Annotated in this window: 15 protein-coding genes; 2 read left to right on the top strand and 13 right to left on the bottom strand. The window is 64.2% G+C overall.

The genetic code is table 11. The annotated features are described in order from the left end of the window. Window positions 1–53: 53 nt before the first annotated feature. The 7 genes from K5H97_RS17600 to K5H97_RS17570 form a co-directional block, all read right to left on the bottom strand. Window positions 54–791 (bottom strand): DUF5983 family protein, encoded by a 738-nt coding sequence (locus tag K5H97_RS17600; protein WP_003116829.1) that lies wholly within the window; start codon window positions 789–791, stop codon window positions 54–56. 83 nt (window positions 792–874) lie between these two features. Then, the gene (locus tag K5H97_RS17595; RefSeq protein WP_003116830.1) at window positions 875–1,561 is read right to left on the bottom strand and encodes a hypothetical protein; all 687 of its coding nucleotides are present in this window, start codon (window positions 1,559–1,561) and stop codon (window positions 875–877) included. 182 nt (window positions 1,562–1,743) lie between these two features. Then, window positions 1,744–2,136: a hypothetical protein gene (locus tag K5H97_RS17590; protein ID WP_003116832.1), complete on the bottom strand. Its 393-nt coding sequence runs from the start codon at window positions 2,134–2,136 to the stop codon at window positions 1,744–1,746. A gap of 21 nt (window positions 2,137–2,157) precedes the next feature. Beyond that, entirely contained in the window at window positions 2,158–2,370 is a 213-nt protein-coding gene (locus tag K5H97_RS17585; RefSeq protein WP_003116833.1) for a hypothetical protein, read from the bottom strand. Between the two features lie 337 nt (window positions 2,371–2,707). Continuing rightward, window positions 2,708–2,875, bottom strand: a complete 168-nt coding sequence (locus K5H97_RS29740) for a hypothetical protein (RefSeq protein WP_003098953.1) — start codon at window positions 2,873–2,875, stop codon at window positions 2,708–2,710. Window positions 2,876–3,355: 480 nt separating this feature from the next. After that, on the bottom strand, window positions 3,356–3,856 hold the full coding sequence (lspA, locus tag K5H97_RS17575; protein WP_003098955.1) for a signal peptidase II: 501 nt from the start codon (window positions 3,854–3,856) through the stop codon (window positions 3,356–3,358). A gap of 3 nt (window positions 3,857–3,859) precedes the next feature. Further along, window positions 3,860–6,505, bottom strand: a complete 2,646-nt coding sequence (locus K5H97_RS17570; RefSeq protein ID WP_425311436.1) for a heavy metal translocating P-type ATPase — start codon at window positions 6,503–6,505, stop codon at window positions 3,860–3,862. 358 nt (window positions 6,506–6,863) lie between these two features. On the opposite strand from K5H97_RS17570, the gene cadR reads away from it, so the two are divergent. Beyond that, window positions 6,864–7,262, top strand: a complete 399-nt coding sequence (gene cadR, locus K5H97_RS17565; RefSeq protein ID WP_003098965.1) for a Cd(II)/Pb(II)-responsive transcriptional regulator — start codon at window positions 6,864–6,866, stop codon at window positions 7,260–7,262. Window positions 7,263–7,329: 67 nt separating this feature from the next. On the opposite strand, the gene K5H97_RS30045 is transcribed toward cadR, so the two are convergent. Then, on the bottom strand, window positions 7,330–7,692 hold the full coding sequence (locus tag K5H97_RS30045) for a DUF3703 domain-containing protein (protein WP_196495817.1): 363 nt from the start codon (window positions 7,690–7,692) through the stop codon (window positions 7,330–7,332). A gap of 24 nt (window positions 7,693–7,716) precedes the next feature. After that, window positions 7,717–7,926 carry a hypothetical protein gene (locus K5H97_RS17555; RefSeq protein WP_014747696.1) on the bottom strand — a complete coding sequence of 70 codons (210 nt, stop codon included), beginning with the start codon at window positions 7,924–7,926 and terminating at the stop codon, window positions 7,717–7,719. Window positions 7,927–8,337: 411 nt separating this feature from the next. On the opposite strand from K5H97_RS17555, the gene K5H97_RS17550 reads away from it, so the two are divergent. Further along, window positions 8,338–8,973 (top strand): cation transporter, encoded by a 636-nt coding sequence (locus K5H97_RS17550; RefSeq protein WP_003098972.1) that lies wholly within the window; start codon window positions 8,338–8,340, stop codon window positions 8,971–8,973. Window positions 8,974–9,696: 723 nt separating this feature from the next. On the opposite strand, the gene K5H97_RS17545 is transcribed toward K5H97_RS17550, so the two are convergent. The 4 genes from K5H97_RS17545 to K5H97_RS17530 all read right to left on the bottom strand — a co-directional run bounded on the left by K5H97_RS17545 (window position 9,697) and on the right by K5H97_RS17530 (window position 13,840). Continuing rightward, complete coding sequence (locus K5H97_RS17545; RefSeq protein ID WP_003116834.1) at window positions 9,697–11,727, bottom strand: DNA topoisomerase III; 2,031 nt, start codon at window positions 11,725–11,727, stop codon at window positions 9,697–9,699. 283 nt (window positions 11,728–12,010) lie between these two features. Continuing rightward, window positions 12,011–12,451 carry a single-stranded DNA-binding protein gene (locus K5H97_RS17540; RefSeq protein WP_003098976.1) on the bottom strand — a complete coding sequence of 147 codons (441 nt, stop codon included), beginning with the start codon at window positions 12,449–12,451 and terminating at the stop codon, window positions 12,011–12,013. Window positions 12,452–12,524: 73 nt separating this feature from the next. After that, a complete protein-coding gene (locus tag K5H97_RS17535) occupies window positions 12,525–13,052 on the bottom strand; it encodes a DUF3158 family protein (protein ID WP_003098978.1) in 528 nt (175 codons plus the stop codon). Beyond that, window positions 13,049–13,840 carry a PFL_4669 family integrating conjugative element protein gene (locus K5H97_RS17530; RefSeq protein ID WP_028692520.1) on the bottom strand — a complete coding sequence of 264 codons (792 nt, stop codon included), beginning with the start codon at window positions 13,838–13,840 and terminating at the stop codon, window positions 13,049–13,051. Before K5H97_RS17530 ends, K5H97_RS17535 begins: the two co-directional genes overlap by 4 nt. Between the last annotated feature and the right edge of the window lie 42 nt (window positions 13,841–13,882).

The raw sequence follows: 13,882 nt of genomic DNA, 5'->3' as shown, positions 1-13,882 counted from the left end.
AGACCGGGCCGGCATGCGGTGAGGACAAGGAAGGCCGGGGATGTGTGTGGCAGCTATTCGCCGGCCAGCGATAGGCCCGGCAACACGGGTGCGTCGGCATCGAGGATGAGGATGCGCACGTCGGCCTGGCCGGCCAGTTCAAGGATCTGTGCCAGCTCGTCCGGCATGCCCTTGCTGCGGTGCTCCTGCCGAAGCTGCTCGGCGGCGATCCCCTCGACGTCCTGCAGGTGCTGGTCCGTCCAGGGCGTGGAGATCAGCTTGACGCCGATCGCCGGGCTGTAGGGAATCCGGAACGCGATGAACAAAAAGGCCTCCGGCGTCGCGAGGTCAGCCAGGTTGGCCAGGTACTGGCCGGTTTCGCGGCTGATGTGCGCGCTGCTGATTTCCCAGCACCGGCTGTAGTAGCCGGTCTCGAAGCTCAACCGCTGCACGACTTCCCGTGCGGCCTCGGCCGAATAGGTGTCGCCAATGTGGACGGGGCGGCCGTCGAAGTCGTCGCCGTGGATCGCGTACACCACGGCACCCACCATGCCTTCGCCGCTGCCCCCTTCAGCCGCGTCGCATTCGGCGATCAGTGCGGCGCCGACAGGTTCGGTGCCAGTCCTGACCACCGCGAAGTCGCTGGTGATGATGCAAGGAGAAGAAACCAGCGCCGCGTCGCAGAGGTGCTGCTGGCTCGGGTGGATGTTTCGCCAAACATGCGGGCTTCCGTCCTCGTAGCTGATGGACAGCGTGCGGACGATTTTCAGATTCCAGTAGCCGCGTAGAAAGGGATTGGGATTCTGGGACATGGGATTTCTCCAACAGAATAATGATGGAGCAAATCCCCGCCACCGGGAATTGACCCCGGTGGGTGGAAAGAAAGGAAACAGCGTCAGGTGACGCTGATCGTTGGCGTTTGGGCCAATCGCTCGGCGACGCGCCGGCGCAAATTCATGCGGAATGGCTCGTCGCTGACGCCCGCCAGCAGATTGATGGTCTCCAGCGCGATCAGGGCCGAAGCCTCTTCGATGTCGGCGGCCACAATGGTCTTGCGCAATTGGTCGCCGAGCTGGAGGGCCTGGGAGGAGGAGCTGATGAAGCGGACCTCGCGGCTCAGGTAGCAGCCGTTGCCGCCGAACTCGAACAGCCGCGGCTTGCTGCAGTACCAGCAGCCCTCGAACTGGATGGCGGTCAGGTGGTGCCCGTCATCGAACCGGGTGGCGATCAGAAACAATGCGTCGAGATCGGCGGTGTCCTCGAACGAATGACGGTCGATCAAGTTCCCCAGCTCTTCGTCCTCATCGGCACGGAAGTGCACGGCGAGCAGTTCGAGCAGCGGCGGGATCGACAGCCCTTCGTCGTCCGGCATCGGAATACCGAGTTGCGTGGCCAGGTCTTCCAGGCCATCGAGCACGTCCGGCCATTGCGGATTGGTGGTCTCGGCGATCTGGGCGATGTAGGCCTGCCCGTTGCCGGGGTGGCTCTCGTCCAGCGCGAAGGCGCCGAACAGCGCCTGGATGACGGGCGTCACACGGTCGAGCACGAGAACGCCGGTGGCTTCGTAGTAGTTGTTGGCCATGAAGGCTCCTTTCGATGAATGAACGGAGCCAGCCCTTGCGGACGATGGCATCCGCAGGGGAAACCGCCTGATGCCGGATGGCGCTGGGCGGGGAGAAAACGCGAGGGACATGGCCTCGAACGAGGCGCATGTCCCTCATGGGGTCCCGTGAACGCAGTGATGAAGGTGTGCCAGGGACCGGCTCACCAACCGCTGTAGTTCAGCAGCAGGTCGGCGATCACCTGGCGACGTTGCAGATCGAGACCATCGAAGTCCGACAGTCCTTGGAAGTGGCAGCGCTTGAGCATGGCACCGCCCTCGCGCGCGTTGTAGAAGCTGAACATGGCGGACAGGAACATGCGTTCCCCGCTGCTCAGGACGCCGAGTGCGTCGTTGGCACGCAGCATGTCGGGACGCAGATCCCACTTGCTCTTTGCCTGGTTCAGGCCTTCGCGCGTGCCGTCGCCAAACCATTGCGGGCCTGCGATCTCGACGCCGCGCTTCCAGACCTCGAAGAAGGCTTGGGGCGCGGCGGCGAAATGCTGCTCTTCCCGCATGATCTGATCGACGACTTCCTGGGGCAAAAGCTGGTTCATGACGTGGTTCCTCCAGTTGGATCAGGGTGTGGCGAGCTGGGACCAGCCGCCTCTTTCGAGGGCACGTTGAGCCGCGGCATAGCTGCGGAAGTACTGGCAGGATTCCCGCGAAACGGGACCTTCTGTATCGCGCGTGCCGATGTAGTGGCCGGCGGCGCTATGCAGGATTTCGAGCGGCAGGAACTTGCCGCAATGGATCAAGGCCAACTGGCCGAAAGAGGCTTGCTGGGACATGGACGGGCTCCTTGGAAAAAGCGGGGCCTCGTCCCTCACGGGATGGCAGCTCCCGCACGCGGTTGAGAAAAAAGCATCGGCGTCACGGGTGACGCGCGTCCGCAGACTCGATGCGATGGCGGACTGGCGGGTAGCGCGGAAAGAATCCGCGGCAGCCTGGAAACTCTGGCTGCTGGCATGGTGCTGACGAATCAGCGACACATGCGGGCAGCTTCATGCGCGAGGCGAGCCGCGTCAGCCGGAAATCGGCATTTGCAACAGCCCCGATTGGCGAACGCGGAAAAAAGAAAGCCCCGCAATAAGTGCGGGGCTGTCAGGAGGATGAGGCGAAACTGGGTCAGCGAGGCCTGTCGCCCAGTACATGCTGCTTCCACAGGGCGAATGCCTCGTCCGGTCCCAGCTCTGCGAGGATGACGATGGGCTGGCCCCGACGGGCACGCAGCGATGCGAAATACGCTGGCCGGTCGGCGATGGCGTTGAGCTTGATGCCCTTTAGGAACAGCAACTGGCGGGGGCGAACTTTGGTGGTAACGCAGGCATGATTGCGCTTGTTTGGGGCAAAAGGGCCAGCGAAGCGGGCGGACACGGCCAGAAAACCGCGACGAACTACTTGTACTTGCCAGGCGAGGCGAACGGGTGACATCAGCATATCGCTATGCGGTAAAGAAGACCGTCCTAAAGCTTGCAGGATCCCGGCATAGCTTCATCATCACCTCTCCGTGACGGCTCATTGGAACGAAAAAGGCCAGCATCGCCGTGATGGACTTTCATAATTGCCAGGTCAACTGGCTTGCGTGCTGTTTATTCACAGCAAGGCATTGCGACGTCGTTGCAGCAATCGCCGCCATCGCAACAGGGCGTTGCAGCAAAAGCGGCGGTGGGCGCTAGCATGAGGGCCAAGCCGCGGCCGCTCATGCTGGGGGCCGTTCTCTTCAGATTGGTGTCCTGCACCGTGTGCATTGCGAATTTCCGGATCGTCCCAATGTCACTGGGACTCCTTTGTGGCGGCCGGGTTCTCCACGCTCATGAACGACTGGGCCACCAGCGCGATCGCCCCGCCCACGATGGCCATGTCAGCGATGTTGAAGGCGGGCCAGTGCCAGCCGTGCAGGTGAAAGTCGATGTAGTCGATAACGTGCCCGCGCGTGGCGCGGTCGAACGCGTTGCCCAATGCGCCGCCCAGAATGAGGCTGTACGAAAGGCCTTCCGTTTTGCGCAGCGGCCGGGAGAGCAGCCATGCGAGCCATGCCGATATTGCGAACGCGATCGCCAGAAAAAACCACCGCTGCCAGCCGCCCGCGCCAGCAAGGAAGCTGAACGCCGCGCCGGGATTGAGAGCGTGAACTAGGTTGAAGAATGACGCCACCTCGTGCGACCAACCCAAGGGAGTTGTCGCGTCAATGTAGCTCTTAGCTGCCTGATCGCCGGCGAATATAACGATCGCGAGTGAGTACCACTGCGTCTTGCGAAGAGATGGTTCATCCATTGTTCATGCCGCCTTGAACTTCAGGAGGCGCAGCCCATTGACGACAACCAAAAGACTTGCCCCCATGTCAGCGAACACAGCCATCCACATGGTGGCATGCCCTGTGAACGTCAACGCAAGGAACACCGCCTTGATGCCAAGGGCCAGAACGATGTTCTGCGTGAGGATCGCCGCAGTGCTACGCGACAGCCGGATGAAGGCGGGGATCTTGCGCAGGTCGTCGTCCATCAGGGCGACGTCGGCTGTTTCGATCGCGGTGTCGGTGCCGGCCGCGCCCATGGCGAAGCCGATGTCGGCACGGGCGAGCGCGGGCGAATCGTTGATGCCGTCGCCCACCATGCCCACCTGGCCCTCGCCGCCGACCAGGCTTTCGATGGTCTTGAGCTTGTCTTCGGGCAGTTGGTCACCACGGGCTTCAGAGATTCCGACCTGGGCAGCGATGGCCGCGGCCGTGTGCTGGTTGTCCCCCGTCAGCATCAGCGTGCGCACACCCAGCGCCTGCAGGTCGGCCACCGCCTCACGGCTGGTTTCCTTCACGGTGTCGGCCACTGCAAAAATGCCGAGCACGGTCGCATCGTCCATCAGCAGGATCGCTGTCTTGCCTTGGCGCTCCAGGGTCTCCAGCCGAGCCTGGAGCGTCGCTTCGCTCAGGCCCAGCTCCTGGGCGAGCCTGTGGTTGCCCATGTGCAACATGCGCCCGGCGACGCGGCCGCGCACGCCGCGGCCAGGCAGCGCCGCGAAGTCGTCGACCTCGTGCAGCGCGATGCCGTCACGGTTCGCCTTGCGGGCGATGGCCTGAGACACAGGATGGTCCGAGCGTGCCGCGAGGCTTGCGGCCCAGGCGGCAACTTCCTGCGCCTCGCCGATCAGCGGCACGAAGTCGGTCTGCTCGGGCTTGCCATGTGTGAGTGTGCCGGTCTTGTCCAGGGCCAACGCCTTGAGCTTGCGCCCGCCCTCCAGGTAGACGCCACCCTTGATCAGGATGCCGCGTCGGGCGGCAGCGGCCAAGCCGCTGACGATGGTGACCGGCGTGGAGATGACCAGAGCGCAGGGGCAGGCGATCACCAGCAGTACCAGGGCCTTGTAGACCCAGTCAAACCATGCGCCGCCGAAGGCGAGCGGCGGCACGACGGCAACCAGCACGGACACCGCGAACACCGCCGGCGTGTAGACGCGGGCGAACTGGTCGACGAAGCGCTGCGTGGGCGCACGGCTGCCCTGCGCGGACTCCACGGCATGGATGATGCGCGCGAGCGTCGAGTCGCTGGCGCCTGCGGTCACCTTGTATTCGAAAGAGCCGGTCTCATTGATGGTTCCGGCGAAGACCTGGTCACCTTCGGCCTTCTCGACGGGCAGGCTCTCGCCGGTGATGGGCGCCTGGTTGATGGCCGATCGACCCGAGGTGATCAGGCCGTCCAGTGCGATGCGCTCGCCAGGACGCACGCGGACCACCGCGCCCTTTGCGACCTCCTTGGCCGGCAGCTCTGTCCATGAGCCATCGGCCTGCCGCACGGTCGCGGTCTCGGGCGCCAAGTCCATCAGCCCCCGAATGGCGTTGCGGGCGCGGTCCAGCGACTTCGCCTCGATCACTTCCGCCAACGCGAACAGGAACATGACCATGGCGGCCTCCGGCCAGTGGCCGATCGCCATGCCGCCGGTGACCGCGATGGCCATCAGGGCGTTCATGTTCAGGTTGAGGTTCTTCAGCGCGATCCAGCCCTTCTTGTAGGTGCTGAGGCCGCCGGTGAAGATCGAAACCAGTGCCAGCACGATCACGGCCCAATGATTGCCGTCGTTGACCCAGTACACGCCTTCGGCGGCCACCGCCGCAACGCCCGAAACCGCCATCGGCCACCAATTGGTCTTGTGCGCGGCCACCGGGGCATCGCGCGGCTCATCAGTCCTCTGGACCTCGGCTTCCATGCCCAGCGATTCGATGGCTTCGACTGCCGGCTTGATCGCGTCGGGTGTGTGCCGAACCGTGAGCGTGCGCTGCATCAGGTTGAAATCCATTCCCTGCACGCCCGGCATGCCTTGCAGCTTGCCGCGGATCAGACTTTCCTCGGTCGGACAGTCCATCTTCGCGATGCGAAGTACCGTGGTGGCTGTCTGCATGTCCTGCCGCGCAGCCTGCATTCCAATGGAAGCAAGCGCCTTCTCGATCGGCGCTGAGGTCGCCAGCGTGTGCTGGACTCCCAGCACACGCTGCATCAGATTGAAGTCGAGCGCGGTCACACCCGGCAGCTTGCCCAGCCGGTCGCGGATCAGCGCTTCTTCCGTCGGGCAATCCATGTTCTCGATCCGGTACGTCACCCGCTCGCCGATCGGCGGCGCGGAAACGGCAGCGGTTGGTTGCTGCTGCAGGGCCGAGGATGGGATCACAGCCGCGGCTTCGATCGGCCCCGTGTGGCCGAAGGTCTGCTCCTTGGCGCGCATGCCGATCGAGGCCAGGACCTGCTCCATCTGCGCGCGTGCCTGAGCGAGGTGTTTCACCGACAGGGTGCGCTCAGCGAGGTCGAAGTCGAGGTCCTGAATTCCCTCGACTGCCCCGAGGTGCGAGCGGATGAGTTTCTCCTCGCTCGGGCAGTCCATGTTCTCGATGCGGTAGGTGGTCGACACGGCGGCGTCTCGGACAGCCTGAGCCTTCATGCCCACCGAATTCAGCGCTTGCTCCAAGGCATCGGCCGAGACTTCGCGGTGCGAAATGGTCAACAAACGCTGCGGAAGATCGAACAGGAGCCGCTCGACACCGGGCATGCCCTCCAGCGTTCGCCGCACCAGTGCTTCCTCATTGCGGCAATCCATGTTGCTCACGTGGAAAACGGTGGTTTCAGTGCTGGCCTGCTCACTGGCGCACGCCGTCTGTTGGCCATTGCCGCCGGAGCAGGCGCATGGGCTGGAAGGTTCTTTGTTCATAGATCGCTCTTCATTGACAAGGTTTTCCCCGGATGCCATCATTAGAAAACCTCTAGTAGATATAGAGTCAAGTTTTTTATAGGAAGCAACCATGATGCGGATCGGTGAACTGGGCAAGAAGGCAGATTGCTTGGTGCAGACCGTGCGCTTTTACGAGTCAGAAGGCTTGCTGCCCGAGCCTGCACGTAGCGAGGGCAACTTCAGGCTCTATGACGAAGTCCATTTGCAGCGCTTGCTGTTCATCCGCCGCTGCCGGGCGAAGGACATGACGCTGGATGAGATCCGTCAACTGCTGAACTTACGGGATCGGCCAGAGTTGGGCTGCGGCGAGGTGAACGCGCTGGTCGACGCTCATATCGCGCAAGTGCGGACCAAGATGAAGGAATTGCGCGCCTTGGAGCGCGAGTTAATGGATCTGCGACGCTCCTGCGATAGCGCCCGAACCTCGCGCGAGTGCGGCATTCTCAACAGCTTGGCCGAGCCCGCCTGAAGCTCGAGCGTGTCATCGGTGCTGGAAGTGATCGGGTCCAGTTCTGAGAGCCACGTGCCGCGCTCCATCATGCGAAAGCGCGCGATTCTGACGTTTTGAGACGGCGTGCGACCGAGGGCGTGGCCCACAGGAGCCAGCGCGAGCCGGACGACCTGCGCGCCGCAATCTCCGCCACCTTACGGGTTCTCCAGGCCAGACCGAGCATCGCGGCGTGGCTGCGCAGGTGCAGGTGCAGGCCAAGGTAGCAGTGCGCCACGACGCGGCCCGACTCATGGGCACGCCACGCAACTCGCGATCGCTTCGCAAGAAGCCGCAAGGCCCGACTCGCGCAAGAATGCGACGTGGGCAAGATCGTATAGCCAGCAGCGCAAGCGTTTGCCGCTGCTGGCCGGCTCCGGAAGGGATAGACAAGCTGCGGGCCGTAGTCCATTGGAAAGTCCATCTTTCTTGAGTGTCACTCTTTGGCGCCCAGCGTGTGCTTTTGCGACCGGAAAGCGCTGAACAAGTGGCCCCCGGGCATCCAGAAATCGCCGTAGTTGACTTGGGCGTCTTCGTGCTCACGCTTGTGATGCCAGCGATGGGCTTCAGCCACCCCGATCAACAATCCCAACGGCCCGACCCGGTATCCCAGATTGGAGTGCTGGAAGGCCAGATGCACGACCAAGAAGCCGAGCCATGCGCCGACGGCCAACCACAGCTTGGAACGCCGCTACTGGCTCAACGGGGAGTGGAAAGGCCGCCCGCCCTCTAGCAAGGCGGCACAAGCGAGCGCGACGATCACTGTGAGTAGCTCCGTCGGAAAAGACGGCCGGCCGGTCGCGAGCTCGCCGAAGAGCACAACCGCAGTGGCGCCACGGATCAGTGGATAGCAGCCATACCGGATGACAGTCGCAATGAAGGGGGCGCATTGGTGCTCATCTGTTCTGTCCTAAAGCTCTGACTGGATTGGAAAACCTTCTAGCTACGGTAGAGTCAAGGGCGTCCGGGAAGACCCTGTGGCAAGTTCGTTGCATCTGCGCCTTGACTCTCCAGCCGCTACAGGCTTCAGCATCCATCGATTTGGAAGGAACAATGCATGGCTGAAAACCACAGAAATCACGAAAACGACGAGTTGGGCCGCCTAGATGCGAGCGATGCGAAGGACCGAAAGATTCTTCTGACTGTGTTGCTGATCAACCTGACGCAGTCCGCCGCCGGCATTGCCCTTGGCATCTGGGCTGGCTCTACGGCGCTGATGGGCGCCGGGTTGGACAACCTCGCCGATGCGTCGGTCTATGCGGTTAGCCTGTATGCCGTCGGTCGTGCGGCAACGGTCAAGGTGGGCGCGGCCCGCTTGTCGGGTTTCTTGCTAATCGGCCTGGCCGCGCTGCTGCTGTTGGAAGTCCTACGCCGCTTCGCTGGAGGGGAAGAGCCTGTCGGCCCAGCCATGATGGCCATGGCCGCGCTGAACGCGGCTTTGAACCTAGTGTGCCTCAGACTACTGCGCCGCCATCGCGGGGAAGATGTGAACTTCAAGGCGTCAGCGATCTTTACCAGCAACGACTCCATCGTCAATGGTGCGATTGTGCTGTCCGGGGTGCTGGTGATGGGGTTCGGGTCGAACATCCCGGATCTGGTGCTGGGCGTCATCGTGGCCGCAATCGCAGCGAATGGGGGGCGGGAAATCCTGCGCGAAGCATCGGAAACAGCTCGCCGTAAGGCGGGCACATAAGGCATGTTTTCGCCCAGTTCATCCCGAGGTTTACCTCTGCAAAAGAGGTAGTCCAGCCTTTGGGCTACGGCCTCGGCTGCAGCCGAGCGTACCATTGGCGATGGCCGCGCGATAGGCGGGCATGCCGTTCTCGACCTCCGTCTGCCGTACAGCAGCGGTGCGCAAGGTTGAGGGTGCATGTCGTCTCTCCTGTTCGTGTGGCCCAGGCCAATGGCCGGGCCGGGACGTTGATGGGCAGGAGAATGGCGCCGAAGGCCCAACGGCCTTCGGCTCGGGAGAAAAGAGGAACCACCCGTGGGCTGATTGGCAGGCCCGGTCGTCGCTAGAACCGTCTGCTCATCAAGCAATCACACCCGGCCCATGTCGTGGCTGGGGCCGGCATCGTCTGGCGCACATCCGCGCACAAAGGGAGCCCGTTTTTGCACCGGCGGGCACCGGCACCGATTACCGCTGACCACGAAGGGTCTCCCGGTGGCTCGTGCAGCCTGGCAAGCCACCGGGAGACCCTTCGCAGAGGGCGGAAGAAACGCAGATCAACAGAACGCGCGTGGTGCGGCTCGCAGAGAAGCTACCTTCAGGTCCCGCGGCCGGGGACGGCTGGGCGGGACGCGCACACGGATCAAGAAGGCGTTGCGCGCTGGGCGTCCCGCAGGGCATGCGGCGGAGTGCGGGACAGGGGCCACGCCGCCGAAGGCGGGCACGGCTCACGGGGAACGGGGGCGGTCAGGAGCCTTTGCGGCCGCTACGGCGCGGGCGCGAGGCGCCGCGCTTGGAGCTGCCGGATTCGACTGGCAGCGTGCCTTTGCAGTCCGGGTAGCGGCTGCACGACCAGAACGGGCCGCTCTTGCCGCTGCGCTGGCGCGTGGGTGCGCCGCACTGCGGGCATGCCGGCCCTTGGGGAACCTTGATGGACAGGGAGGCGCTGCCGTACTGCGCAATCAACTGCGAAATCCACGCGGCCTGCTTGCCGATGAACACGTCCAGGGTGAGCTGTCCGGCCTCGATCATGTCGAGCGCCTGTTCCCAGACGGCGGTGGTGCCAGGGTCGGCAATCGCCGCAGGCACGGCATCGATCAAAGTGAAAGCCGCATCCGAGGCGCGGATGGCGCGCCCCTTCTTCACGAGGTAGCCGCGAGCGATCAGGCCGCCGATGATGTTGGCCCGCGTCGCTTCGGTGCCGATGCCAACCGTATCCTTGAGCTTCTGCTTCAGGCGGGGATCGGACACCAGCTTGGCGACGCCTTTCATGGACTTGACCAACTCGCCTTGCGTGTACGGTTTGGGCGGCAGCGTCTTGAGTGCCTTGAGATCGACGTCGGCCACCTGGCATGCCAGGCCCTCATACAGTTTCGGCAGCGCGGGCAGCACCTGGGCGCGGACCGCAGTATCGCCCTCGCCATCACCGTCTTCGGCCTGCGGCTCGGCGAGCACCTGGCGCCAACCCGGGATGACAACCTGCTTGCCCGTGGCCGCCAGGTTCTGCCCCCCGCACGAAAACTTGGCCACAGTGCGGTCGAACTCGTGGTGAGGGAGGAACTGCGCCAGGTAATGCGACCGGATGAGCCTGTACACGGCCAGTTCCTTCTCGCTCATGGCGGAGAGCTTCGCCGGTTCGAGCGTCGGGATGATGCCGTGGTGCGCCGTGACCTTGCCATCGTTCCAGGCGCGCGAGCGCTGCGAGCGGTCGAGCTGGCCCATGATCGAGCGCAGCGAGGGATCGGTCTTGAGCAGGCTGTCGAGAACGGTGGGCACTTCGGCAAACATGCTCTCGGGCAGGTAGCCGGAGTCCGAGCGGGGGTACGTCGTGGCCTTGTGCGTCTCGTACAGGGCTTGGGCAATCTCCAAGGTTTCCTGCACGTCCAGCCCAAGCTGCTTGGAACACACTTCCTGCAAGGTGCCCAGGTCGAACGGCAGCGGCGGGCCTTCGCGGACACGCTCAGTCTCCACCGACACGACGTGGGCACTGCCCGCAGCGCGGATCTGCTGCATGGTCTGCTGTGCGACCGGCTGCCGCAGGCAGCGGCCTGCGTCGTCGGTGCACGCATCGGGTGGAACCCATTGCGCGGCGAAAGTCGAACCGCCTGCGAACAGGGACACGGCGATGGCCCAGTATGGTACGGACACGAAGCGCGCGATCTCGCGGTCGCGGTCCACAACGAGCTTGAGCGTCGGGGTCTGTACGCGGCCGACCGACAGCACGCCGTCGTAACCCGCCTGTCGCCCCAGCACCGTGAACAGCCGGCTCAGGTTCATGCCCACGAGCCAATCCGCACGGGAGCGCGCCAGCGCCGAGTGGTACATCGAAAGCGTCTCGGCCGAAGGCCGCAGCTTGCCCAGTGCCGCCCGAATGGACGCATCGTTGAGCGCCGACAGCCACAGGCGTTCGATGGGGCCGCGGTAGCCGCAAAGCTCCACGATCTCGCGGGCGATCAATTCGCCCTCGCGGTCGGCATCGGTGGCGATAACCAGGTGAGTCGCCTTCGCCAAGAGCGCCTTGACGACCTTGAATTGCGTGGCGGTCTTCGGTTTGACCTCGACCCGCCAGTGCTGGGGAATGATGGGCAACTGCTCAACGGACCATCGTTTGAGCTGCTCGTCGTAGGCCTCGGGCGGCGCCGCCTCCACGAGATGGCCGATGCACCAGGTGACCGTGACGCCGGAACCGTTGAGGCAGCCTTCACCGCGCTGCGTGGCGCCGAGAATCCGGCCAATGTCTTTGCCCTGGGAGGGCTTCTCGCACAAGAACAGCCGCATATCCGTCCATCCCGATTCCTGTTGTTCATGGAGTTGCTGGGATCGAGGATGCCGAGCGCAGCCCCTGGCAGCAGCAAACAAGCCGCATGCGGCAGCGACCGCTTTCACGCCGATGAAATGGCGAGTGCGGGGAAGGTGCGTGGCCGGAAGTGTGCGGGCCGAGAGCCGCGATTTCCGGGAGCGCGCGTGGAACTCGGTGGACGTTGGTGGAGCTATCCCCTGGGGATAATTCGCAGCGCATGGAGGGCGGCGAAGCACTGCGGCAGCCGCCCTCCATGCCCGATCACTTCCTGCGCTTGGTCTCTTTCGGCGCCGTCGATTCCTGGGTGGCCTGGGGCTTCGGCTCTGCCTCCTGTGGCTTCGGGCTGAGGGCCACAGACTCGATGCGGTACGGCAGGATGCCGACACTGCGCGCGTTGACCTGCCAAGTCTCACGCGGCTGATCTTCGTTGTCCGTCCAGGGGTCGCGCTCCATGCGGCCGACGACCAGCACCCGCATGCCCTTCTGGTAGAGCTGCTGCCAGCGGTCGGCGTCGTGGTGCCAGAGTTCCACCGGCGCCCAGAAGCCGCCGCGGTCCTCGAACTCGCCGCCCTTGGTGGGGACGGGGTTGTCGAAGTACACGTTCAGCCGGAGCAACCGGCGAGGATCGTCGTTGCCATTGGGGAATTCGCGGTACTCGGGAGGCGATCCGATGTTGCCCTCGCCGATGAATTGTGTGCTCATGTTGGAATCTCCGTGGTGGTTGAAATACCCGTGCCTCGTTGGGCTCGGGCGCGTGCTCGGATGGCAGGCGCAATCACCGATCGCGCACTGCGGCAGGAACGGACGCGAGCCGGCGCAGGTAGGTGTTGTCCGCCTGCGCGGCCTTGCTGGCGCATTCCTGTGCTTGCCTGCCCAGGGTGTGCAGCAGGCTGATCTGCATGTTCAGCATGACGCGCTGCAGTTCGATCTCGTGCAGGTCGTGCAGCAGGTTGACCGGCGTGCTGGGGCTCGCCATCAGCTCCTGCCACAACGCCACGCCCATGGCCGATCGATCGTGCTTGCGCCAGCGAAGAAAGGTCGTGCCTGCGCCAGTGGTCTGCTGGGCCAGCTCGACGGGAAGCAGGTGGAAGGGATGCCCGCACGCCTGTGGCAGCACCTGTCGCTGCGCCAGGGCAATCAACTCGTCGCGCATGGCGAAGCACTGGCTGGCCCAGGCCTCGAAGTCCCCTTTACCTTTAAAAGGCTTTAAAAGGCCTTTTAGAGAGGCCGCGTGTTCCAGCCGCATGAAGGCTGGCTGTTCCAGACGACGGAAGTAGCGCGGTTCGCGGTTCGGGTCGCTCATGCCGGTTCGTCCTCGCCGGCGGCTGTGGACTTGGCCTCGGCCGAATCGGCGGCAGCGCCTTCGTCGGTGGGAGATGCGGCTGCGGCAGCGCTATCACCACGCTGTTGCAGACCACGGCGCACGACGGGCGGCGCAAACTTCGAGCGGCGCATGCCTTCGAGCACGTCCTGCGGCAGTTCGCCGAACTTCTCCAATGCTGCCCGAGCTGCGGCGTTCTTGGCCGCGAAGTCGTCGCGGGTGCAGCCCGAGTAGCGGTATTGCTGGGCCAGGCTGAACAGGCTGCGCAGCGCGTGGGCACCTTCGTTGAGCCAGCGCTCCAACGTCGAGCGATCGATCAGCGCGGTGTGGTGGGCGAGGATCAGCTTGCGGGCGATGTCGTCGTAGTCGGCCAGCAGATAGACGGCGGCAAAGCCGAGCTGCGCGTTCACGAACAAGGGGAGCTTCACCGGCTGCACGTTGAGGTTCTCACCCAGGCTCAACGCCGCAGGCACGCCGGCCAGTGCCTGGTCAACCTGCTCGCGCAGCGATTGCAACGTGGTCCTGGTCTGGTCGAGCTTTTCCTCGATGCGCAACATCCACCAGTCGCTGTACGGGGCGTCCTGCTCCGAGCCGCGCTTCATCTTGTTCATCACGGCGATGTAGCCGTTCAGGCCGACGATGCCGGGTCGCCCCTCGGCGGCGGCGCGGCCATGCCAGATGCGCGAGGCGTGGTGGGTGTGCAGCGTCAGCGACATCGCGCTGCGCAGGGAGCCGAGGTTGAGTTGCAATGGTTCGTTGCTGGTTGCCATGGTGATCGCTCGCTGGTGGACAGGGAGCCGCCAGCATCCGCA

Origin of the sequence: Pseudomonas mosselii (genome assembly GCF_019823065.1) — a bacterium.
Taxonomy (GTDB): domain Bacteria; phylum Pseudomonadota; class Gammaproteobacteria; order Pseudomonadales; family Pseudomonadaceae; genus Aquipseudomonas; species Aquipseudomonas mosselii.
This window is presented reverse-complemented; position numbering and strand designations above follow the sequence as displayed.